The sequence below is a fragment of the Halobacteriovorax sp. DPLXC-1 genome (assembly GCF_036903125.1).
Lineage (GTDB): Bacteria > Bdellovibrionota > Bacteriovoracia > Bacteriovoracales > Bacteriovoracaceae > Halobacteriovorax_A > Halobacteriovorax_A vibrionivorans.
In genome coordinates, this window is the sequence record NZ_JAYMCO010000001.1 from 1,082,546 (window position 1) to 1,104,152 (window position 21,607).

Sequence of the window (21,607 nt, forward strand, 5' to 3'; positions counted from 1 at the left end):
AGTGATCATTCTCCAACAAGAACTTGCACTAAAGATATCTTAGCACCAAAACAAATTCATAATTTTAATTTAAGCTTAATTTTTAATGGTCATTTCAAATCTTTGTGTAATCTATATTGTGTTTATCGATACTTATAATCGATAAAATGTCAGAAAGTCAGTATACATGACTCTTATAATCCTCAATAAATCCTATAATTTAAATTGTTAACAATAATGAATTACATAGGAGAGAAAATATGAAAAATTGCGTACTTTTTTTAATGTTAAGTCTTACTTCTGGCCTTGGATTAGCTGCTGAGAATATGTTTTGTCAGTCAGCCTTTATATCTGGTGGAGCGAGTACTGGTTTTAGAAGCCTTCAAGTTGAAGTTGTTGAACAGATTGATATCACAAAAGGTTGTCCTCAATATGTCAGCCACGTTGATGAAAATAACCAGCTACAAACTTTGAAATTAATTGATTATCGTAAGTATGAGGACTTCTTGCCACATAATAATTGCTTTTATGCTTTCATCGATAGAGAGATGGTTAGAAGATATGATCCATATTCAGAAAGTAGAAGACTTTATAAAATTAGATGTGCTCCAGAGAGTGAGATTACAGTAACTCGTCGAAATGAAACAATCGATGCAGATGTTGCTTCGGATTTAATTAGATTTCCATATAGTAATGAAAATACTCGAAATTATATAAATCGTTAGTCCTGTTAAAGTTACTTTTCTATATGAATAAATTATTCATTTGAATTGAAAATGGTTCTAGCTTGGTACTTTTCAATTGACTAAGCAGGCCATTTCAATTTGAATGCGCTATGGAAGAAAAATACACACAAATCCTTGAAAGAATTTATTCAGAAATATCTCCTCTAATCACAAGAGGTAAGGTTGCCGACTATATACCTGAACTTGGTAAAGTTGATCCTAATCAATTTGGAATGTCTGTTTGTACCAATAGTGGACATGAGTATATAATTGGAAATTCTCAAAAGTCTTTTTCTATTCAATCTATTTCAAAAGTATTTACTCTTGTCTTGGCCTACTCAAAGCTTGATGGAAAGTTGTGGGAACGTGTTGGCCGAGAGCCTTCAGGAACTAGATTTGATTCTCTCGTGTTATTAGAAAATGAAGAAGGTATTCCTCGTAATCCATTTATCAATGCTGGTGCAATTGTTGTGGTCGATATTCTTCTTGATCTCTACGAAGATCCTATAAATGAAGTATTAAAGTTTGTGCGTGAATTAAGCGGAAATGAAGATATTTATATTAATGAGAAAGTTAGAGACTCTGAGCTCGAATGTGCTAATCGAAATTATGCTCTTACTTATTTTATGAAAAGCTTTGGTAATATTCGTAATGATGTCTCTACAGTAATCGAAGCCTATACTTCTATATGCTCAATTGAAATGTCATGTGTTGATCTTGCAAGATCATTTAGACTTTTTAGCTCAAATGGAGAGAATCCGTGGAATGGAAAGAGAATCTTAACAAAGAGCCAGAATAAGCGCATGAATGCCATAATGATGACTTGTGGCCTTTATAATTCAGTCGGTGATTTCGCTTACCGAGTTGGTATACCTGCTAAGTCAGGAGTCGGTGGTGGAATTGTTGGTGTAATTCCAAATGAGATGTCCATTTCAACATGGTCTCCATGTCTTGATAAAACAGGCAATTCTCTTGCCGGTATTAAGGCCTTAGAGCTCTTTACAACATATTCTGAGCAATCAATTTACTAGTTCTCATACCAACGATAGAAGCCCTTATGAGATCGGTCTCTCTTTGGGAAATACTGATCTCTTCTTTCTTTAAGTTGATCACAGTCGAGGTCTTCTTTTAAAGGAATTAAGTATATTGGACTTTTTGAGAGGTCTGGATTTTGAATAGGGTTGCTCTCTGTAACAAGATCATCCTTAGAAGCACCAATAATATATTGCTGAGAACGGTCTCTTACAAATCCAGCTAAAATTCCATTTTTCATTTTCTTCATATCGTATGAAAAAATCTCTTTTCTAGCGATATATAACTCTTCATCGACAAATGGTTTAAATGTTAAGTTGACTGTAACTCCAGGCTTGCCGTCTTCATCATCATCTGTAAAGCGAGGATCATTAGGGTCGGATGGAAAGTCTTCTCGATAATCATTTAGGTCAACTCCTAAAAGGGTTGGAGTTTCAGGGCGATGAATAAGCAGTTCTCCATTTGTTTGCATGATTTCCATCTCTACAACTTTTGGCTCTATTGCTCTTGTAAATTCATCTGAAGTCTTTGCTTGGAATGGGAGGTTTGCTTTATATTCTGAAAAACAGAATTGATCTTTAGACATAAGCTTACCATCTTCAAGATAATACTCTGTGATTCCAAAACTAATAATACGATTTTTTAATTTAATTGGGCCGAATAATTCACCAATATAGGATACAACATCATAGTGAGCATATTTACCAACTAGCTCTTCCATTTTTTCAATTTTTGTACTTGCTGAAGAGGCAAGCCCCAGAGTCATTACTAAGACTATTTTTATGATGCTATTCATTATGTTCTCCTTAATCATCATTTTCTACAATTTTTACTGAGATATTTCTATTAAAATGAGGTTAAGAAAGATTATAAATTGATCTTTTTTGCAAAAGGATGCCATATGTCTTTATAATTACTAAGTGAGGGTAATTTGAACGTTAGTAATAAAGCAGTCCATGCATATATAAACTACATTATTGAAAATAATGATGATCCAAAGTCATTCTTTGAAAATTTAGGCTATGACTACTCTGTCATGAGCGATGAAAAGAAATATATGAGCTGGGATGACTACAAAGTAATTACAGAATCACTCAATGATAAATATGACAAATTCTATGAAGGGATGACTCGGCATGGTTTAACAAATAAATTTGTTAAGCATGTACTTGATATTCTTTCACGTATGATTAGCTTTCGTTTTGTTGGCGATTTCATTTTAAAATATTCCTTTAAAACATTTTATACTAATGCTGTTAGTATTGAGCTTATTAAAAAAGGTAGAACAACTTTTGATATCAAACTAACTTTCAATAGTGAGGAAGATATATTCCCTGTTTTTGTTGATATGTATCGAGATGTATTTCTTGCTCTTCCAAGACTTATTTCAAACTCGCTAACTTGGGATGTGAAGACAAGTCAAAACGGAAATATTCTAATCTATCATATTGATGAGAAAATGAGCTCACCATCTTTTTATACTTCTTTTCAATTTTTTATCTTAAGGATCTTTAAACTAGATAAGTATTACCAAACGCTTATCTTTGATAATCTTCAACATAGTAATGAACTTGAAAAAAAGAATATTGAATTAGAGCTGGCAGAAAAGAAGATAAGTGAGGCACATAAGGATGTGCTCTTAGCAAATCGTATCATTAGTCATGATATTGCTAATAAGATGCAGATTATAGAGCATGTAAAAAGGTTGATGAAGCGCAATGATATCGAAAAGGCCAATCAGAAACTTGATATATACTATAAGTCAGTTAAGGCCATCATTGAAAACACCCGCAACGTAATAGATGATCATTCAAGTTCATTTATGTTAGCTGATGTTTCGCTAAAGAACTTGCTTGAAGAGTTGGTCTTTGAATATCAAGACCAAGCAAATAACAAAGATGTAAATATTTCTCTCAATCTAGAGTGTGAAGATAATTATCATTTTAGAACAAATAAAGAAGCACTGAAGGCGAGTGTTTTAGGTAATATTCTTCAAAATGCGATTAAATTTTCAAAAGCAAATTCTGAAATTAAAATTAATGCTTCTGTGGAAAAAGATATATTAAAGATTTCATGTGAAGACAGTGGAGTAGGCATAGAAAGAAGTCTTGTTAATGATATTAATAGCAATTCTGAAAAGCTATTTCAAAGCACAATAGGAACACATGGTGAAACAGGACGTGGCCTAGGACTATTTATTATTAGAAAAGTATGCCGTGAATTGGATTTCAAAGTTAAATTCGAATCTTCATTAAGTAACGGAACTAAGGTTACGATTTCAAAAACTCTTCAAAGTAAGTAATTTCAGTAAGTAATAACTTCTTATTTATTTTCTTTTTTACACATTTCTTATTTTATCTTTTCAAAGACACCTTTTTATAAGTATTTAGATTTAAAACAAATACCTTAAGGAGATCTCTATGAAATCAGTTATTGCAGTAATGTCTGTATTATTATCAACTTACACGTTTTCAGCAGCTAGTTTAAATTGTGAGCTTGTATATGGTGAAGGTGTCTATACAAATATGAGTGTTGAGTTTAAGGCAATTGATGATTCTCGTGGGCTTCCTTATTCTCTAAAAGAAATTGTAGGAACAGAAGTTGTAATTGATGGAACAATGAACCAAAATCATGAAGATAATGATGATATTGGAGAAGAGTGGACATATGTAACTCCTGGTGCTCGTACAACAACGATTAGAAATGATGAATGGAACCAAAGTGGTTTAGGCTTCTATGTTGATACTTGTGAAGACTGCGACTTTAATGGAGCAACTTATCAGTATCGTCGTTCAAATGAAGGTGAAATTTTCATCACTGAAATGTATGGATCTGATGGGTCTGGAGAATTCTCTCTTTATTCTTGTGAAAGAAATTAAATATAGAAAAGGGCCAGTTAATGGCCCTTTTTTTATTCTACGATACTTTTAAATTTGTCATGTCGATGACATATCGATGAGATGGATTTTCTTTTTGTAGTTTATCCCACGCTTCATTTATTTGCTCTGGCTTTATAACCTCACAGTCTGGATGAATATTATGTTCAGCACAGAAATCCAAAACCTCTTGTGTTTCTTTAATCCCACCGATTAATGAACCTGCAATACGACGTCTTCCCATTATAAGTGGCGCAGTAACGGGCTCATCCATTTCACCTACCTGACCTACGATCACATGAGTACCATCGATATCAAGTAGAGGTGTGTATGTATCAAAGTCGTGTTTTACAGGAACTGTATCGATAATTAAGTCAAAAGAAGATGCAGCTGCTTCGAGTGCACTTTCATCTCGAGATGATAGGATTGCTTTTGCACCTATTGCCTTTGCTTCTTTTTCTTTATCTGTAGATCGACTAATAACTGTAACTTCTGCACCCATTGCTGATGCAAGTTTTACGGCCATGTGCCCAAGGCCTCCAAGACCAATTACACCAACTCTCGTTCCTTTTTTTACATTCCATGTTTTTAAAGGCGAGTATGTTGTAATACCTGCACATAAAATTGGTGCAGCTTTTGAGATATCGAGTTTATCTGAGATTTTAAGAACAAATTCTTCACGTGCAACAATATGCTTTGAGTAACCACCTTGTGTGATTTCTCCTGTTATACGATCTTCTGAGCCATAAGTTGCAGTCATACCTTCACGACAATATTGCTCTTCATGATTATGGCATTGGTCACAAGTTTGGCAACTATCAACCATGCAACCGACACCGACGCTATCGCCAACTTTATATTTTTTTACTTCTGGGCCTACATCTATGACTTTCCCAATAATTTCATGTCCTGGAATAAGAGGGTAGGGTTGCTCTCCCCAGTCTCCATGTACTGTGTGAAGATCAGAGTGACATATTCCACTATAAAGTATTTCAATGGCAACATCGTTCCCTCTTAGTTCTCTTCTTGAAAACTCATAAGGTTCTAATCCCGATGTTGGTGAATGTGCTGCGTATCCTACTGTTTTCATTGTTACTCCAATTGTTTATGGGTTTATATGAATGACATTATTACGCATCTATTGATTTGAATAAATAGGGTACTCGTTAAAGCTTTGTTAACTTTTGGTAAATAATAGCGATTAATAATAATTATATAGGACCCATGTCTTTATTCTAATATTCAGAACGGTCTTTGCTTGATAAAAAGTCAATGTAGTTAACAAAAAGGTTAACAAAATAGGAGTTAATTATGAAAAATGTATTTTTATTATTGGCCATTGCGCTAAATAGCTTCGTTTTTGCTTCGGCTGCTCTTGATCAGGCAGCGCAAGAAGAGATTGTTTCTTTTATTGCAAAAGTTGAAAGAAAGTATCTTTGGAGAGCGGGATATCAAAATGTTAGTTCAAACTTCTCTAAGTTATCACAGAGCTCTTTTAGTTCATATTTAGATCGTGTATTTGAGCAAGATCTTGATAAGTCTGAGATTCAGGAAATTAGAAGCTGCTTAGAGGCCAAAGATTGTGCCGCGTATAATATAAGTATTCAGTCTGAATATCACAGTGGGTATGGTGTGGATTCGATCTTTGTTCTTATTAATCTAAATAGCGGTAAGTACAATGCTGACATAAAGCACAACGTCTATAGCGAGTAATTTGCAATCTCGTTAAGCCTTCTGCACAATGAAGTAAAGCGGGAGGCTAAAACGAATGGATACAAATAATAAATGGGATTTTTGGATTGATTGTGGTGGAACTTTCACTGATATTGTGGCCATCGATACTAATGGCTCTTATCAAACGGAAAAACTGCTCACTAAATCTCCTCATTATAAATCTTCAGTCGTTCAAGGTATAAAAAATCTTCTTGGAGATGATTTCTCACCAAAAATAATTAATAAAGTTAGACTTGGTACTACTGTCGCAACAAATGCATTCCTAGAAAGAGACGGTATTGATTGTGCACTTGTTACAACTCTTGGCTTTAGAGATCTTCTTGAAATAAGAAGACAAAATCGTCCACGCCTATTTGACTTAGATATTAAAAAAGCAAAACCTCTTTATAAAACAGTTGTAAATATTAAAGAGAGAATAGATGCAAGTGGAAATATCATCACTAAACTCGATGAGGAAATTGCCTATTTCGAATTAATGAGATTATACGAGCAAGGCCTTCGCTCAGTTGCTATTGCACTTATGCATTCATGTATAAATCCAGAGCACGAATTAAAAGTTGCCCAGATCGCAAAAAAAATTGGCTTTGAATATATAAGTCTATCACATCAAACGAGCCCTATTTCAAAGTATGTATATCGTGCTGAGACATCTGTCGTGGATGCATATCTCACTCCTCTTTTAGATATCTATACAAAAGAGTTAGAAGATGACTTAGGCGGTGTTGATATTGTTTACATGCAATCAAATGGTGGATTATGTGATGCTAAGACTTTAAAAGGACAAAATACTCTTCTTTCAGGGCCTGCTGGTGGCTTAATCGGTGCTATCAAAAGCAGTGTAAAGAGAGATATCAATAAGATCATCACTTTTGATATGGGTGGTACATCAACTGATGTTGCTATCTATGATGGTGAGATCAAACTTGATAATGAACCTGACTTTCTAGGAATTAAGCTTTTAGCACCAATGCTTGATATTCATACCGTTGCAGCAGGTGGTGGATCAATATTAAAATTTGATGGAGGACGATTTGCTGTCGGACCTGAGTCAGCAGGGGCATTTCCAGGTCCTGCTTGTTATCGAAATGGAGGACCATTAACTGTAACTGATGCAAACCTCTTTTTGGGACGACTTGAAGCGGATAAGTTTCCAAAGATATTTGGACCTAATCGCAATCAAGCTCTTGATGAAGAGATCGTAAGTGAGAAGTTTAATAAGCTAGCTAAAGAAGCTGGAATGGATGCTAAAGAGGTTGCAGAGGGATTTCTTGATGTTGCCGCTTCAACAATGGCACGTGCAATTAAAAAAGTTTCAGTTGAAAAGGGTGAAGATCCAGCAGATTTCACAATGGTGAGCTTTGGTGGAGCTGCGGGGCAAATGGCATGTAAAGTTGCAGACGCTATTGGTATTAAGAAAATTTTTGTTCATCCATTTTCAAGTGTTTTATCAGCTTATGGAATAGGGACAGCAAATGAAAGTTTTCGTGTCATGAAAGCTTATACTAAAAACTTTTCTAAGATAAATGAAGAAGAGATTAAAGAGAAATTCACTGAGCTACATAAAGAGATTGAAGAAAATTTAAATAATGTTGATCGTTTTACAAATGAGCTACTGATGCGTGCAAAGGGTAGTGATTACGAAATTAATGTATCAGCAGAAAAGTTTAATGCTATCTCTAACGAATTCTCAAAGGCCTATGAAAAGCTCTTTGGTGTTGAGTTTGAAGGAGAGTCAGAAGTTGTTAGTCTCGTCTCAACTGGAGAGAGGCTTTCTGGACATAGTGAAGAGTTAATAAAGGATGAGGCACTTAATTACATTGAAGGCCCAGCTCTTCTAAGCGCAAATAATACCTGCTTGGTCTTTGATGAAGGATGGAGAGGTTCTAAAAATAAGTATGGTGAATGGATTCTTACGAAAGAAGAAGATGAAAAGAAGAATAATGTTTCAGAGCGTGACGCCAAAGTAGAGCTAGAGATTTACTATCAAAGATTTCAATCGATAGCCGAACAAATGGGGCATACTCTACAAAACTTGGCACATAGTATAACGATTAAAGAACGTAATGACTTTTCTTGTGCGCTTTTTACAAAAGATGCAGAGCTATTAGCAAATGCGCCCCATATCCCAGTTCATTTAGGATCTATGGGGGATGCTGTTAAGGCCATCGCTGAAAAATTTAACGATGATATCAATGAAGGTGATGGATTTATTTGTAATGATCCTAATTATGGCGGTACACATTTACCAGACATTACTGCAATTACACCGATCTTCTTTGAAGGGAAGCTATCAATGTATGTGGCCAGCCGAGGACACCATGCTGATATTGGAGGAATAAGTCCTGGATCAATGCCCGGAAAGAGCACAAAGTTGTCTCAAGAAGGTGTTGTTATTGCTCCTGAGAGAATTATTGAAAAAGGACGCTTCTTAGAAGAGAAACTTTCTAAGATTTTAAAAGAAGGACAATTTCCTGCTCGAATACCAATTCAAAATATTCATGATATTAAGGCCCAATTTGCGGCAAATCAAAAAGCACGCACAGAGCTTCACTCTTTAGTTGATTCTTATGGTGCTACAAAAACTCTAGCAATGGCCGAAGCGATCTTAGCTTATTCACATAAGAAGATTATTGAAGTGCTTAAAAAATTTAAAAAAGGTACTTCTAATACAAATATAACTAATGAGAGATCAATTACTGTTAAAATGACAAATCACTATGAAGATAAGTTAGTGATTGATTTTTCTGGAACATCTCCTTGCGGAGATCATAACTTTAATACGCCACTGCCAGTAGTGAAAGCATCGATTTTATTTGCACTACGTTGTCTTATAAAAGAAGAGATTCCTCTTAATGATGGTATTGCTAGATACTTAGACATAAAGATCCCTAAGGGCTCTCTACTAAATCCAAGTATTGAAAGTGCTGTTGTTGCAGGTAACGTCGAAACATCTCAAGTTATTTGTGATCTCATTTTTGAATCTCTTGGTGTTAAGGCCCATGGGCAAGGGACAATGAATAATTTAAGTTTTGGTAACGAAGAATACCAATATTACGAAACTCTTGGTGGCGGGGCCGGTGCAAGTTCTAGTGGAGATGGTGCAAGTGCTATTCAAGTAGGAATGACCAATTCTCTTCTTACTGATCCCGAGGTTTTTGAGAGTCGCTTACCTGTTCGCATCGAATTGATGGGAATTAGACAAGGAAGTGGTGGAATTGGAGAGTTCCGTGGAGGAAGTGGAATCTATCGCCATCTCTTATTTCTACAAGACAGTGACTTAAGTATGATCTCGCAAAGAAGGCTAAGCTCTCCTACTGGAATAAATGGTGGGGAAGATGGCCTAAGAGGGAAGAATATTCTAGAGAGAAAGAACGGAGAAGTTATTGAGTTAGAAGAATGCTTTCAAACTAAAGTTGAGAAGATGGATCGACTTATGGTTTGTACTCCTGGTGGAGGAGGCTTTGGTAAGGCCCCTGATGAAGGAGAGCATCTTGTTTTTGGATTTGGTTCAAATATGGATATTTCTCAAATTAGAAAGAGATGTCCTAGTTCTTCATTTGTAACAAGGGCCAGATTAGACGGCTATGAGTTGCGCTATACAACCTATTCTGAAGTTAGAAAGGGTGGCGTTGCTGATATGTATGAAGCCCCTGGAAAGAGTATGTGGGGTGCTGTCTATCGCTTAAATGATCATGACCTAGCAACTTTAGATGAAATAGAGTGTAGTATGAATAATTACACTCGAATCCAAAGAGAAGTAATTGATGATAATGGGCGAAAACTTAAGGTCTATTGTTATGATGTAAATGATAAGGAGCCGGATATTTCTCCAACTAATATCTATCACTGGCTTGTTTATAGTGGAGCCTATAATTTAGGAACGTTAAATAACTATTTAAAGGCCTTATAATAGATAGGATTTAGAAAGAGCAAATTTAAATGGTGCATCAAGGCATTTTAGATGGTATGAGTACTTATGTTTCAAAAGCCTGAAAAGAAGTGGACTAAGATCCTGTCACAACCATTTGAAAAGCAGTCAAAGTTTCTTAACAAGATCTGTAAAGTTAATCGAAGAGATGCACTTATTCTTAATGAGAGATATTTTGATGGATTGAGTTTCCCATTAGTTGGGGAAGTTGTTGAGCTCGTTCAAAAAGTTATCGCTGCCGGGGAGTTTGATCCAAGCTTTCGTGATCTTATTTTAGATCGCCTTCTAAGAGTCATTGGTATTGAGGAGCTTTATCCTGAAGACTATGAAGATGGTAATGAGTGTAACGGCGATGATGACAATGTAATCTTCGGCGAAAACTACCATGTCTATACTGCCTGTTATGATGATCTGGATATTCTCGTAAATTTCATTAATTCAACTGATGGTATTAGCAACCTATGTGATCTTGGTTCCGGCTCTGGAAGAGCTCTGTTTTACCTGGCCATGAAGGTTAAGAAGGAATTAAACTATCTGGGATTAGAATTAGTTGATGAAAGGGTCAAGTTTACTAATGAAATCTCAAAATACTTCTCTTTGGATAATGTAAGATTTCAAACTTGTGACTTTTTAAAAGATCCGCAAGCGTTCCACGGATATGATGCTTATTATCTTTATGACTCTGTTGGTACTGAAAATGTTCCTCATTTAATCGGACATTTTAAGAACCTTATTGATGATGGCCAGAAGTTTTATTTATTCTTTATTTCTGGTTGGGATGAAATCATGCTTTCGGCATTAAATGAACTTGATGGACTAAAGCTTGTTGAAGGTAATGACAGCCATAAGCAAGAAGGTCGAGTCGTAAATATCTACCAAACTCTATAAGCTAACTTAAATTAAGTATCTTAAATTCTTCGATGAAAATAAAATGAGTATGTTATATTCTTCGGAGGAAATATGAAAGAAATGCTAATCTGTTCAGATCTCTATGAAGGCTCAGATAATAACCTTAAGTCTGGATACTCCTTTGCGAGTAGTCTCGGTCTTAAACCCAAAATTTATCATATCGATACAATGACTCCTCAGTTAAATAAACAATTTCATCCTCTTACTGTTAAGCCTCGCTATATTAAAGATCCTATTTGGAATAAAGATATTGAAGCTACTGTTCTAGATATGGCCAATAAGGCTTTAGCAAGAGTAGGGATTGAAAAAGAAAAGGTTGATTTTGAAAACTTTGAAGGCTCAATCAATGAAGGAATTGAGCATCTAACAGAGCATGTTGATCTAGAAATGATGGCAATAGGAATTACTCATCATGGTGGCTTTCATCGCTTCTTTTTAAATACATTTGCAGAGAAGTCTTTATTCCATGTAAAAAAAGATGTTCTCGTAAGTAAGAAGGCCGTAGAGAATTTTTCTCATCTTACTTATTTAATACCTTATACACCTTTAGATGAAGACGATTTAGCAAAAGTTATTCACATCGCCAAATGTAATGAAGCAAAGGTCCATATGGATTGTGTCGTCCCAATTAACTTTGTGGGGTATAGTCTAGAGCTTTTTTCCAATGAGCCTTATCCTCGAGAAATTTTAACAAGCGAATTATCTGATATGCGCAGTAAAGCAGAAAAAGAATTACAGAAAGCACACAAAATTATGAAGGATGCCAATATCGAGTGTTCGTATTCTTTGGAGATGGTACTAAACGAAGATGCAGCTAAGCGTGTAGAAGAAATTGTGCAAAAAGAAAACTCTGATCTGGTGATTATAAAGCCTCAGCACTATACGTTTGAGCACTTATCAATTGGAAGTGTCTCATTGGATATTATGAAGAATGTAAGTAGTAACCTTCTTCTTTTAAAAGTCGAATAGTTTATATCTTGGCCCAGTTATTCTCTGGTATACTTATATAGGCTTCTGTCCATGCATTTTCTTTGCTATTAAAACTTAGTTCAAAATTATCATCTTGTAGAAGATATTTTGCAGCACTAAGTCCTAGTCCACTTCCTTTACTCCTTGTTATTGTTGATATGAAGGGGAGTGTTATCATATCTAAGTACTCTTTAGATATACCGATACCAAAGTCTTTTATTGTTAATCGCAAATTGTTTTTAGAATCTATACTGGCATATATCTCTATTTTCTTGCGAGATTTATCATTATTTTTTTTTACTGCAGAAATCGAGTTTTTAATTATATTTTTCAATGATTGTATGAAGTTTTCCTTTGTTGCCAATATCATATAATCTTTTACACCTTCATCAATTTCTATTTGAATTCCATGTTTATTTATCTTTTTATGAAAATGAGATGTGCTTTCTATGATTAAATCGTAAAGCTCTTGCTTTCCTCTCTTGTGTGTTGCTGATCGAAAAGTCAGCTCTATGGTTTCAACAATTTCATTGATTCGATTATTTGAACCCTCTAATATTGATAGAATGCGTTGTGCTTTTGTATTATCTGGCCTTATCTTTTTAATTTCTTCTTCAAGTAGATGAGTCGAATTTATTGAGAGGTTCAAAGGGTTTCTTAATTCATGTGCCATTGACTTTATTAACTCTAATATTCTTAAGTAATTAGTGCGCTCAATCTCCTTTTCTTTTTTTCTTAATAGCTCCATTGCCTGTTGTTGTACTTTTTCTTTAAGTTCTATTTCTGTCTGCTTTTGTGCTGTGATATCACAGATATATCCTTCTAGAGCAATAATTTTATCGCAGTCATAAACGCCAACACCTTGCTCCCATAAATAGATAATCCTCCCATCCTTGTGTCTAACTCTATATTCTGTTGTGTAGTAGTTATGAGCTTGAAGGGCCTCATCAACAGTCTGTCTAACGATTAGTTTATCTTCTTTAAGAGTAATATCATCAAAAGAAACCTTGGCATTGTTTAAGATCTCATCTTGTGTATAACCAGTGATTCTTTCAATACCAGAGGTAATGAACTCCATAGTCCAATATTTATCATTACGACACCGGTAGGCTATGCCATCGATACTTTCAAGAAGAATATCTAAGTTAATTTTTTGTACCACGAGCTAATCTTCGGTTTAGAAGTGTAGTTAGCTAAGTTAATTAAAAACAAAGGCTTAGCTTAAGTTTCTTAGTTTTTTAGTGAAATACTCAAGTTTGGTGTCTAAATATTTTTCACATAATAATTTCATGAAATTGTGAGTATATCTAAGTAATACGATTTGATATGCTAGATTATTTTCAATGAGAAAGGTTATTTCAATAATATTATTAAGCGTCTTTATGCTAAGTGTACCTGTACAAGCAAGTACTGAGTATAAGTGTATAAAGCAGTACCAAGATAAAATAGAGACATTTTATCCTAAAGAGTCTGTGGAAAATGATGAAGGCTGGGTATACAAACTTAAGGGATTTTATTGGCTATCTAAAGTCATTGGTAAACCTGCTGCCGCTTTCATTGTTGCTTTCGTTCCAGGCTCTATTCCTGTTGTCTTATCTATATCAACTGTGGCCGCCTTCTTTGATCTTTTAAAGAACGAAAAGGGAATTATAGGTGCTTATATTGTTTTAAAAATGTCTGAAGTAGAAGAGCATGAATTTGCAAATCAGGATATTGATTCAAAGATAGAAGAAGAAGTTCTTCAACTTCAAGAAAATAAATATAAGCGAGAAGAAAATCTTTTTAATACTTTTGTTGAAAGAGTTAATCGTAAATATAAAAATACTGATTTTTCTTATGAGCAGGTTAGAAGAGCAGTCGTAGAAATTGCTTCAAGAGATGATCAGCTTTGCCAGCGTAAGGGAAAAGAGAAGTTTACTTCTCTTTATCGCCTTATTCGCCTGACAAAGAAGAGACTTATTAAAAATTAAAAATGTTTTTCAAAACAGTAACGATTAATATAATTCTTATCTTTTATAAAGTGCATTAGTGCTGCAACCTGTGAGCATTGAGAAAGTGTTATTGTTTCTTTTTGTTTCTCAAAGCACTCAAGTCCATATCGAGTAATATCTTCCGTGTAAGACTGATCTTGGGCATTTGCTAAACATTGATCAAAGTTAAATTTTCCACCAAATTGCTCAAAACAAATCTTTCGTACATTATTCTTATGACGCATGAAAATCATTTCATCTGCAACAGTCATACACTGCTCATAAGTGATAACAGTAAGATATTTTTCTTGGCAACGATATAGCATTGAAGTGATGTCTTTTTCATATGGCATTTGTACAGCAAAGTCGATACATGCCTGAAATTCATTATCACAAGCTCTACCTTCTTCAAGGCAGCCAGCATAAACTGATAAATTGGTTAGAAATAGTAACGCTAGTACTGTTTTTAGTCGTGATTTCATAAGGGGGACCTCTCTAAGTTATTGATACCTTATATTTCAAAAGACCCCTTTTTGCAGCCAGTGTTGTAAATATTATAAGTCGTTAATAGATAAGGGAAATAAGGTGTATATAGAATATAGAACAAGCTAAAGAGGTTAATTTTATGAAGAAACTATTATTTGTATTTATTGCAATATCTAGTCTTTCTTTAAGTGCGTCTGCTAGAGATGCTCAAGAGGGATATTATTACGAATATCAAAAGAATAAACCTGTTGAAAATAGTATCGTTTTCTATGAGAGAAATGAAGGACTAATGAAGTTCTCAGGAAATAGCCTTGAAGGCTTTGAAAATTATACTTTTTATGTAAATTCAGCAAATCAGGTTGTAAGTGTAAATGAAGAGTCAGGCGTTGATGCATTAATAGGCGAAGTCGATCTTGAAACTTGTGTTGATACTGAGAATTATCAAGGACGTGAAGTCTTTCTATGTCTTATAAGCTTTTATGAAGATAATGGCTTTGAAATGGAAAAAGACAAAAAGTTAGTGATTCGTAGAACAGCAAATGGATTCCCTCGAGGGTTTGGCTTTGATGTAGAAAGAATCTTTTCACTGATTATTGATGGCCGAGAAGTTGGTAATACGTCATGTATTGATAACTTTTTAAGTTGTCGTTTCTAATACTATTTATTAGGCACTGTAAGTTATTGAAATTTTATAGTGCCTAGAATCTTTCTTCTATATATTCTCTTGATTTATTTTCAATATAACCGATAAGAACCCTATGAGATTAGAGGGGATTATCATTTTTATTGCTCTTGTTGCGAGTATCGTAACTAGGGCAGAGTCTATTGAGGAATTATGTAATTCTCTTCGTTTGGAAGATCCAAGTTGTTCAACTCTTGAAATTCCCAAATCAATCCTTCCTAAAGAGATTAGTGAAAATTCATTACGTCGTTGGCATTGGATTATTGAAAAAGCAGAAGAGAAAAAAGACCTTCTTCAAGCTGAAATAGATAATAACAAAGGGATGTTGCGCTTTTTACGTAATGACTTTGTCGAAGAGGATGAAAGTAGGAAATGGTATATAAATGAATTCAAAGATATTGAAAGTGATTATTTAAAGTTAAAAGAAATTACCAAGCAAATTGAAATCGTCTCAGATAAATTAAATATCTGCTTTAGAGTCTGTAGTCCAAAGATGCGAATTGAAAATGAAGAGCATTTAAAAAAACTTCAGAAGCTAAAGATTTTACTACTTTCTAAACGCCCCATTTTAGCAGGGCCAGAAATTGAAAGTATCATTAAAAGTAAAGAAGAGGGAGATCTTAAGTCCGCACTGGTTAAAACATACTCTGATTATTTATCTGGTGCTCAAGATCTAATAAGGGAGATTAATACGCGATTTTCTCCTGAGCAAAGACAATATGACTTTGTTGCTATCAACGAAGAAGTTAATGAGGAATTACAAAAAGAGAGAATTAAAGTCCTCTTTGATATTATAAATGGCAATGATGTCGTTGATGATACTACTTCCTCTATTTTATCAACATTAGATTGGCGAAAAGAGGTTATGAAAGAGCCAAGTCTAGCGTGCAGTCTTTATGAAAGGAATAAGAGTTACTTAACTGATCAGAAGATAAAGGAATTAGGCCTTGAGGTTGGAATGTTTGTTGCACCTTTTGTTGCAGGCCCTGCCTTTAGACTAGGTGTTTGGGGGCTTCGTGGTTTAGGGTTAGCAAAGTGGGGAATGAGAGAAGAAATCTATGCTTCAATTACAAAAGCAACGACAGGACTCTCTAGTGCAACCTTTTTTGCAAAAGATCTCGTTGCAATCCCAGAGAAAAAAGAACAATGTGAATCTCTATTAAATAATTTTATAAAGTCTAAGCAACATACGTATTATCAAAAATATACAGAGTGTTCTGAGGAGCTAAGCCAAGAGATTCTCTTAACTTCCGTGAGTACAGCTCTAAGTGGTCTTTCATCTTTAGGTCCAATTAAGCAGGCCTTTGAATTATCAAAGAAATATGATCCAAATTCTCGTCTTTTCCATGTTAAGACAATGGATGAGCTTAGCTTTTATCTTGGAAAGAAGCCAATCGATAATGAAGTATTTGGAGATGCAGGATATAAGCTTTCTATTGAGAAGGGTGATTATTATGTTCTAAATCTTAATAGTTCAAATAAAGAAGTTAGGACAATGAGTTCAAATTATTGGAATTTTGTTTCAGATACTTATCAGCGAAGATTAAACCTCTCTGAAAATGAAGTAAAAGACTTCATTCAAAGTAGTCGACAAATGGAAGATCGAACCACTTTGATTATTAGTACAGAAAAAGGGGCAGCTGATTCCATGAGAGGTGGACTGGCCTTTGTAACATCTTCAAAAGCTGATGAATTAATGCCCTTTGAAAAAGCAACAGGGGTAAAGGTCGATCGTCGTCCTGGGCGAAAGGTTGCAGAAGCGGTTCGTTTTACTGTTGATGATAAAAAAGGAGATCGCAAGTTAAGCGAAGAATTACTAGGCCAATTAATCACTTCAATGGATGCAGATGATTCTCTGGATGGAATTTATATATTCACATCAAAGGCCCATGAGCGTTTATATGAGAGAATTCTAAAAAAACGTGGCATCAATTTTAATCGAGTAAAAGACCTCGATCGAGATGTTGTTCTAGAGATAAGGCCTTAATATTCCTCAAGTATTAACTCATAATAGCCGATGAGATAGGTATGAGATTCCCTAAGTACTTATTATTATTTTTCATTCTATTTCAGACGTTTGCTTCAAAAATTATATGGCAACCAAAGCGTGAAATTGGAAATACGACGATTTGGAAGAGTACCCAAACAAAAAGTATTAGAGGATCAACTCAAGTTTTAAAATCATCAAAATCATTTTTAGCTAATATTGATAAGCGCGACAAATTTGTTAAGTCACTTGAAAAGAAAAAGCGAAATGGAATGAAGTTTTTAGGGATTAGTGATTGGAATGCTTTTGAATATAAGTGGCAGAATGATGAGTTAACAATCTCTGGTTATTATATTGATCGTAAAGGTCTTAAAAATTATTTTTATGAAAGACACACTTTTTTAAATGATAAACGTGTTATTAGTCTCATTACTTCTCTTGATAAAGACAAGTTAAACAAAGAAGTAATAAGTAGCTTTTTTCAATCGACTCTTAAGTGGGAGAGTCGTAAATGAGAAAACTATTAAGTTCTATTATTATTCTTTTTCTAAGTTTTAATGTCCTAGCATTTAGTAATAGTGACATAATTGATCAATTTAGATCTTTTGGCTCAGTAACAGATACTTATGACTATATTAGTTGTAGTTCTGAAAACTCAGTTAAAGGACCTTTGTCTGAAGATACATTTAAAAGTTTTTGTGAGGTCGTTAAAAATAGCGATGCATGTAAGGATGTTGAAGAAGACGAGAAGATAACTTGTGAAAGTATCGATGAAAATGAAATCGATATTACAAGTTTTTCTTTCATATATAATTGTTTTCGAGGACTTTGGCGCTCACTCGTGAATCTTTTTGAATTTGTTGTTGAAATGATAAAGGGAAGCCTTGGTTATGTGTTTGATTCTGAATTACGACAAGAAAAGAATGAGGCCCTCGGTGAATACTATGATTCTTTTAAGAATTACTTAGCTATTGAATTTGATAAGGCTTATGAAGAAACAGGCGATGATGTGGATGCATCACTTCTTGTTGCTAAAGACATTATGAAGATGGGGATGGATGCCATCTCTGATATGATTAAAGATACCTACTATACATTAGGTTGCTATAATCAAAAAGCAAGACAGGCAAGAGTATGTGAGATCGTTGGCGAGGTAATTATGCCTCCTGCCGCTGCTGTGGCGCTGATCTTTAAAGGTCCAAAGATGGTGAAACGACTTAAAGAGGTCGTTTCAGAACATACAAAAAAACCACAATCATCAATTGTATCGGATGAAGATCTAGCGAAAAAGAAAACCGCTAGGGCCCTAAGTCCAGAAGAGGCCCAGAACTCAAATACAAGAGCTATATCAGCTAAGTTAGAAGAGATTATAAAAGAAGAAAAACATGATTTTCTTTCTGCTCCTCAAATCGGTCAAGGAATCCAATTAGTTGCTATTCGCTCTAAAGAAAATAGAATTCGTAAGTTCGCTAACCCTGTTATCAAATCAGATAATGGAAATGAATTATCAATTTCATATCTAGATATAGATACAGGTAAGATTATTAACGAGAGTATAAATAATGTAGATCGTAAAAGAACAATTGCGGCAATCGATCGTTTAAATGGAAGACGTTTTAATTTTCAAGATGATTCATATTACAATTCACTTGGGCTAAAGGGGACACAAGAGCTCAATGAATCTCAAAAAAATCAATTAGGGCAAATGATCAATGGCCTTAATAAAGACGAGCAACAGAAATTTAAAGCATATGCACAAAGACTTGGGGAAGACATTTCTGATATTAGAAATCCTCGCTCATTAGTCTCTTCACTCAATGATGGGGATGCATATAGTGATGTTCTATCTTTTTATTCAAATATCGTTAAGTCATCAAGTAGTGCTCAAAAATTTAAGAAGTTTGATCAGTGGGTTAAATCAGATGCGCATGCTCTCTATTTATATGACTTCTTGTTAAAAGATGGTGTTAAAAAGAATAACGATTCTCTTCGCTACCTCATGGCCCGAAATGAATATTTTAAAAATGTAAGACCAATTAGGGGGCCACCTGGAACTCTCGTTACATTCTCGTTTGAAAAAGAAAGTAAGGTCGATGATATTACACTTTGGTACAAGACTTCAAATTATACTGATGAAGAGTGGTTAAACTTAAGTGGCGAAGAACGCTTAAGCCTTGTTAGAAAAGCGACTATGATCTCTCGGAAAAAAGTTTCTGAAGAAAAAATTACTGGAACAGAGTTTAAACCTCATTATCTGGGTGGTTTTTCCCAAGAAGTAGGAGACTATTTAATTGATAAGAGTCCTATTTGGGAAATTGCGAATAAGAAGTATGAAATCAGCCTTGAGCGAACTCTAGATGAAATTTCAGAGGTCTCAGAGCTTACAGGAGAAACTCATTCTTTTCATGCCCATGTTGTTTTCGATTTACCAGAAAATTACGATAAATTTGATCGATTTCAACTTTGGTCTAAACATACAAATGATTATCTCTATCTAAAAGGTATGGAAGAAGGTCTTCACGGTAATGAATTAACAGGAATTGCTCACTTTGCCGAGGATGCCCCTGCTAAAGCTAAGAGAAGTATGAATAATGCCTTACCGGAGACTTTATCAAGTATTGGTGTACGTTCCCATAAGTTCTTTTCAATGGGAATTCGAGGTGATTTATATGGAAAGTCTCCAGTTTCTAAGCATAAGAAAGTGGGACTTGAATTAAGAGATACAACTAGAAAGTTAGATATTCTAAGTGATCATATGAAGAAGGTTACAGCTACAGTTCAGGATTTCAAATGGGAGAGTCTCCCGACTGAAGTTACTCGAAAAAATATGCCTGCTTTACGAGTTAATCAAGACTTAATAGGTCGTGATCTAGCAGGAAAAGTAAGTGATTCATTCTTAGATACTTTAAAAAATGATGTAATCACTGCATCCATTGCTTTGAATCGATTTGAAGAGGGACGCTACTTTGATTATCAAAGAGGGACATTTAGAGAGCTTACTTCAGAAGATAAGAAACAAATCGTTGAAGCAAGACAGTACTTTATTGATGAAATGGGAAAAATTGATCGTGAATTAATAGAGATGAAAAGAAAAGGTGAGTCCTTTGAAAAAGAAGATGTCGAGATGGCCGTTCAAATGACTCTTTCTGAATGGGCAAAAATGGCAAGGGTCTCACGTTTCTATGATGGGATTTAAAAGGGGATATAGAATCCTATATCCCGTTATAGTCATGTCTTAATTTTGACTGATTCAAATAGACCTCAAGACGAATTCTATTTACGCCTCCTAATGGTCGATTAATTTTTGGTGCTCGCCATGGATTAAAGGTCATATTCTCACAAGCTGACATTCTCATTTCGTCACGAACTCGATGCTGCCTATTTACGATTAGGCGTCCAACCTTAACTTGTGGTGATTTCTTCTCATCCCACGATAGCATTGCATTTTCGATATTATTCTTTTTTGGATCTTTATTTGGTTGAATATAGAAGTCAAAACAACCTTGTTCACTCTTAAGAGTTCTTGCTAAGCGCTCTCCTAAGTAATCATGACTAGGATTGTCTGGAATCGTATCCTTGTTCTTACGACATGATTTAAAGCTCATTTTCATGCTGGTACTACCTAGTTTATAAGGTGTTGCTGAAGAGTAGTCGACATCAAGAGGATTTGAGACTTCAACTCGTGCCTTCATTATTCTCTTAAGTGATCCCCAATGAGTCAGTAAGTATCCAATAACACCAAATCGTCCTTGTGTTGCTTCCATAAATTTTTCATACTTTTTAGGATTTGCAATAAAGAAACTATCAGCATTCATCATAACTAGATCGTGGATATTCTTATTTCCTTCAAGACCTATATCTTGAAGATAGTTTTGATAGGGAACGCCGATTATTTTTACGGCCATACCTCGAATATCTTTTTCGATATCTGCTTTTGAAGGATCAGGGTCTCCATTAGAGAAGCGAATAATACTTTGATATTTTCTATTTTCTTCAAATAGGCCAACTCTTAGTTTCTGAGGTAGTTTAGAATTATCAATTGTAAGTTCTGATTTTACACAACCATGATGTTTTGGATGAGCATCCCTTTTCATGATTTTATTATTTCCTGTCGCTTCGATTAGTGTTTCTTTGAAAATCTCGCCGACACGACTCATATTTGCTACTTCATCTTGTCCCCAGACTTCACCTTGTTCTACTTTTGGTTGAAGTGCATTGACTGAGGCAACTTGTCGTTCACTCTTTTGATTTTGACATGAAATTATTAAGCTTAAAAAAGCTACAATCTTTAAACTCTTCATAAACCCCTCACTTGTTCCTAAATTATTTT

18 protein-coding genes are annotated in these 21,607 nt (G+C 34.7%); 13 read left to right on the forward strand and 5 right to left on the reverse strand.

Annotated elements, in window-relative coordinates:
- Positions 1 to 239: 239 nt before the first annotated feature.
- Positions 240 to 704, forward strand: a complete 465-nt coding sequence (locus VCM44_RS05295) for a hypothetical protein (protein WP_334678206.1) — start codon at positions 240 to 242, stop codon at positions 702 to 704.
- A gap of 110 nt (positions 705 to 814) precedes the next feature.
- Positions 815 to 1,735, forward strand: coding sequence for a glutaminase (locus VCM44_RS05300; RefSeq protein WP_120405187.1), 921 nt, complete (start codon positions 815 to 817; stop codon positions 1,733 to 1,735).
- Here VCM44_RS05300 and VCM44_RS05305 read toward each other — a convergent pair.
- The gene (locus tag VCM44_RS05305; RefSeq protein WP_334678207.1) at positions 1,732 to 2,532 is read right to left on the reverse strand and encodes a hypothetical protein; all 801 of its coding nucleotides are present in this window, start codon (positions 2,530 to 2,532) and stop codon (positions 1,732 to 1,734) included. The two genes, VCM44_RS05300 and VCM44_RS05305, sit on opposite strands and share 4 nt — an antisense overlap.
- Before the next feature lie 135 nt (positions 2,533 to 2,667).
- On the opposite strand from VCM44_RS05305, the gene VCM44_RS05310 reads away from it, so the two are divergent.
- Positions 2,668 to 4,038: a sensor histidine kinase gene (locus VCM44_RS05310; protein ID WP_334678208.1), complete on the forward strand. Its 1,371-nt coding sequence runs from the start codon at positions 2,668 to 2,670 to the stop codon at positions 4,036 to 4,038.
- A 118-nt stretch (positions 4,039 to 4,156) separates the two neighbouring features.
- Positions 4,157 to 4,615 (forward strand): hypothetical protein, encoded by a 459-nt coding sequence (locus VCM44_RS05315; protein ID WP_334678209.1) that lies wholly within the window; start codon positions 4,157 to 4,159, stop codon positions 4,613 to 4,615.
- Between the two features lie 37 nt (positions 4,616 to 4,652).
- On the opposite strand, the gene VCM44_RS05320 is transcribed toward VCM44_RS05315, so the two are convergent.
- Positions 4,653 to 5,702 carry an NAD(P)-dependent alcohol dehydrogenase gene (locus VCM44_RS05320; RefSeq protein ID WP_334678210.1) on the reverse strand — a complete coding sequence of 350 codons (1,050 nt, stop codon included), beginning with the start codon at positions 5,700 to 5,702 and terminating at the stop codon, positions 4,653 to 4,655.
- Between the two features lie 221 nt (positions 5,703 to 5,923).
- Here VCM44_RS05320 and VCM44_RS05325 point away from each other — a divergent pair, with 221 nt between their 5' ends.
- The 4 genes from VCM44_RS05325 (at position 5,924) to VCM44_RS05340 (ending at position 12,152) form a co-directional block, all read left to right on the forward strand.
- Positions 5,924 to 6,325 (forward strand): hypothetical protein, encoded by a 402-nt coding sequence (locus tag VCM44_RS05325; RefSeq protein ID WP_334678211.1) that lies wholly within the window; start codon positions 5,924 to 5,926, stop codon positions 6,323 to 6,325.
- A 55-nt stretch (positions 6,326 to 6,380) separates the two neighbouring features.
- The gene (locus VCM44_RS05330; RefSeq protein WP_334678212.1) at positions 6,381 to 10,256 is read left to right on the forward strand and encodes a hydantoinase B/oxoprolinase family protein; all 3,876 of its coding nucleotides are present in this window, start codon (positions 6,381 to 6,383) and stop codon (positions 10,254 to 10,256) included.
- A gap of 66 nt (positions 10,257 to 10,322) precedes the next feature.
- Positions 10,323 to 11,162, forward strand: coding sequence for a methyltransferase domain-containing protein (locus VCM44_RS05335; protein ID WP_334678213.1), 840 nt, complete (start codon positions 10,323 to 10,325; stop codon positions 11,160 to 11,162).
- Between the two features lie 72 nt (positions 11,163 to 11,234).
- Positions 11,235 to 12,152, forward strand: coding sequence for a universal stress protein (locus VCM44_RS05340; protein WP_334678214.1), 918 nt, complete (start codon positions 11,235 to 11,237; stop codon positions 12,150 to 12,152).
- A 1-nt stretch (position 12,153) separates the two neighbouring features.
- On the opposite strand, the gene VCM44_RS05345 is transcribed toward VCM44_RS05340, so the two are convergent.
- Positions 12,154 to 13,314: a PAS domain-containing sensor histidine kinase gene (locus VCM44_RS05345; RefSeq protein ID WP_334678215.1), complete on the reverse strand. Its 1,161-nt coding sequence runs from the start codon at positions 13,312 to 13,314 to the stop codon at positions 12,154 to 12,156.
- Positions 13,315 to 13,495: 181 nt separating this feature from the next.
- Between VCM44_RS05345 and VCM44_RS05350 the strand changes: the two genes are divergently transcribed.
- Positions 13,496 to 14,122: a hypothetical protein gene (locus VCM44_RS05350; protein ID WP_334678216.1), complete on the forward strand. Its 627-nt coding sequence runs from the start codon at positions 13,496 to 13,498 to the stop codon at positions 14,120 to 14,122.
- On the opposite strand, the gene VCM44_RS05355 is transcribed toward VCM44_RS05350, so the two are convergent.
- Entirely contained in the window at positions 14,119 to 14,604 is a 486-nt protein-coding gene (locus tag VCM44_RS05355; RefSeq protein ID WP_334678217.1) for a hypothetical protein, read from the reverse strand. The genes VCM44_RS05350 and VCM44_RS05355 overlap by 4 nt on opposite strands.
- 143 nt (positions 14,605 to 14,747) lie before the next feature.
- Here VCM44_RS05355 and VCM44_RS05360 point away from each other — a divergent pair, with 143 nt between their 5' ends.
- The 4 genes from VCM44_RS05360 (at position 14,748) to VCM44_RS05375 (ending at position 20,473) form a co-directional block, all read left to right on the forward strand.
- On the forward strand, positions 14,748 to 15,263 hold the full coding sequence (locus VCM44_RS05360) for a hypothetical protein (RefSeq protein ID WP_334678218.1): 516 nt from the start codon (positions 14,748 to 14,750) through the stop codon (positions 15,261 to 15,263).
- A gap of 103 nt (positions 15,264 to 15,366) precedes the next feature.
- A complete protein-coding gene (locus VCM44_RS05365; protein WP_334678219.1) occupies positions 15,367 to 17,277 on the forward strand; it encodes a hypothetical protein in 1,911 nt (636 codons plus the stop codon).
- Positions 17,278 to 17,318: 41 nt separating this feature from the next.
- On the forward strand, positions 17,319 to 17,792 hold the full coding sequence (locus tag VCM44_RS05370) for a hypothetical protein (RefSeq protein WP_334678220.1): 474 nt from the start codon (positions 17,319 to 17,321) through the stop codon (positions 17,790 to 17,792).
- Positions 17,789 to 20,473: a hypothetical protein gene (locus VCM44_RS05375; protein ID WP_334678221.1), complete on the forward strand. Its 2,685-nt coding sequence runs from the start codon at positions 17,789 to 17,791 to the stop codon at positions 20,471 to 20,473. The genes VCM44_RS05370 and VCM44_RS05375 overlap by 4 nt, the downstream gene beginning before the upstream one ends.
- Positions 20,474 to 20,489: 16 nt before the next feature.
- On the opposite strand, the gene VCM44_RS05380 is transcribed toward VCM44_RS05375, so the two are convergent.
- Positions 20,490 to 21,578, reverse strand: a complete 1,089-nt coding sequence (locus VCM44_RS05380; protein WP_334678222.1) for a catalase — start codon at positions 21,576 to 21,578, stop codon at positions 20,490 to 20,492.
- Between the last annotated feature and the right edge of the window lie 29 nt (positions 21,579 to 21,607).

Bases quoted from the DNA above. Each gene is read 5' to 3' on its own strand.
- VCM44_RS05295 (WP_334678206.1), top strand. From the start codon at position 240: ATGAAAAATTGCGTACTTTTTTTAATGTTAAGTCTTACTTCTGGCCTT.
- VCM44_RS05300 (WP_120405187.1), top strand. From the start codon at position 815: ATGGAAGAAAAATACACACAAATCCTTGAAAGAATTTATTCAGAAATA.
- VCM44_RS05305 (WP_334678207.1), bottom strand. From the start codon at position 2,532: ATGAATAGCATCATAAAAATAGTCTTAGTAATGACTCTGGGGCTTGCC.
- VCM44_RS05315 (WP_334678209.1), top strand. From the start codon at position 4,157: ATGAAATCAGTTATTGCAGTAATGTCTGTATTATTATCAACTTACACG.
- VCM44_RS05320 (WP_334678210.1), bottom strand. From the start codon at position 5,702: ATGAAAACAGTAGGATACGCAGCACATTCACCAACATCGGGATTAGAA.
- VCM44_RS05325 (WP_334678211.1), top strand. From the start codon at position 5,924: ATGAAAAATGTATTTTTATTATTGGCCATTGCGCTAAATAGCTTCGTT.
- VCM44_RS05330 (WP_334678212.1), top strand. From the start codon at position 6,381: ATGGATACAAATAATAAATGGGATTTTTGGATTGATTGTGGTGGAACT.
- VCM44_RS05335 (WP_334678213.1), top strand. From the start codon at position 10,323: ATGTTTCAAAAGCCTGAAAAGAAGTGGACTAAGATCCTGTCACAACCA.
- VCM44_RS05340 (WP_334678214.1), top strand. From the start codon at position 11,235: ATGAAAGAAATGCTAATCTGTTCAGATCTCTATGAAGGCTCAGATAAT.
- VCM44_RS05350 (WP_334678216.1), top strand. From the start codon at position 13,496: ATGAGAAAGGTTATTTCAATAATATTATTAAGCGTCTTTATGCTAAGT.
- VCM44_RS05355 (WP_334678217.1), bottom strand. From the start codon at position 14,604: ATGAAATCACGACTAAAAACAGTACTAGCGTTACTATTTCTAACCAAT.
- VCM44_RS05360 (WP_334678218.1), top strand. From the start codon at position 14,748: ATGAAGAAACTATTATTTGTATTTATTGCAATATCTAGTCTTTCTTTA.
- VCM44_RS05365 (WP_334678219.1), top strand. From the start codon at position 15,367: ATGAGATTAGAGGGGATTATCATTTTTATTGCTCTTGTTGCGAGTATC.
- VCM44_RS05370 (WP_334678220.1), top strand. From the start codon at position 17,319: ATGAGATTCCCTAAGTACTTATTATTATTTTTCATTCTATTTCAGACG.
- VCM44_RS05375 (WP_334678221.1), top strand. From the start codon at position 17,789: ATGAGAAAACTATTAAGTTCTATTATTATTCTTTTTCTAAGTTTTAAT.
- VCM44_RS05380 (WP_334678222.1), bottom strand. From the start codon at position 21,578: ATGAAGAGTTTAAAGATTGTAGCTTTTTTAAGCTTAATAATTTCATGT.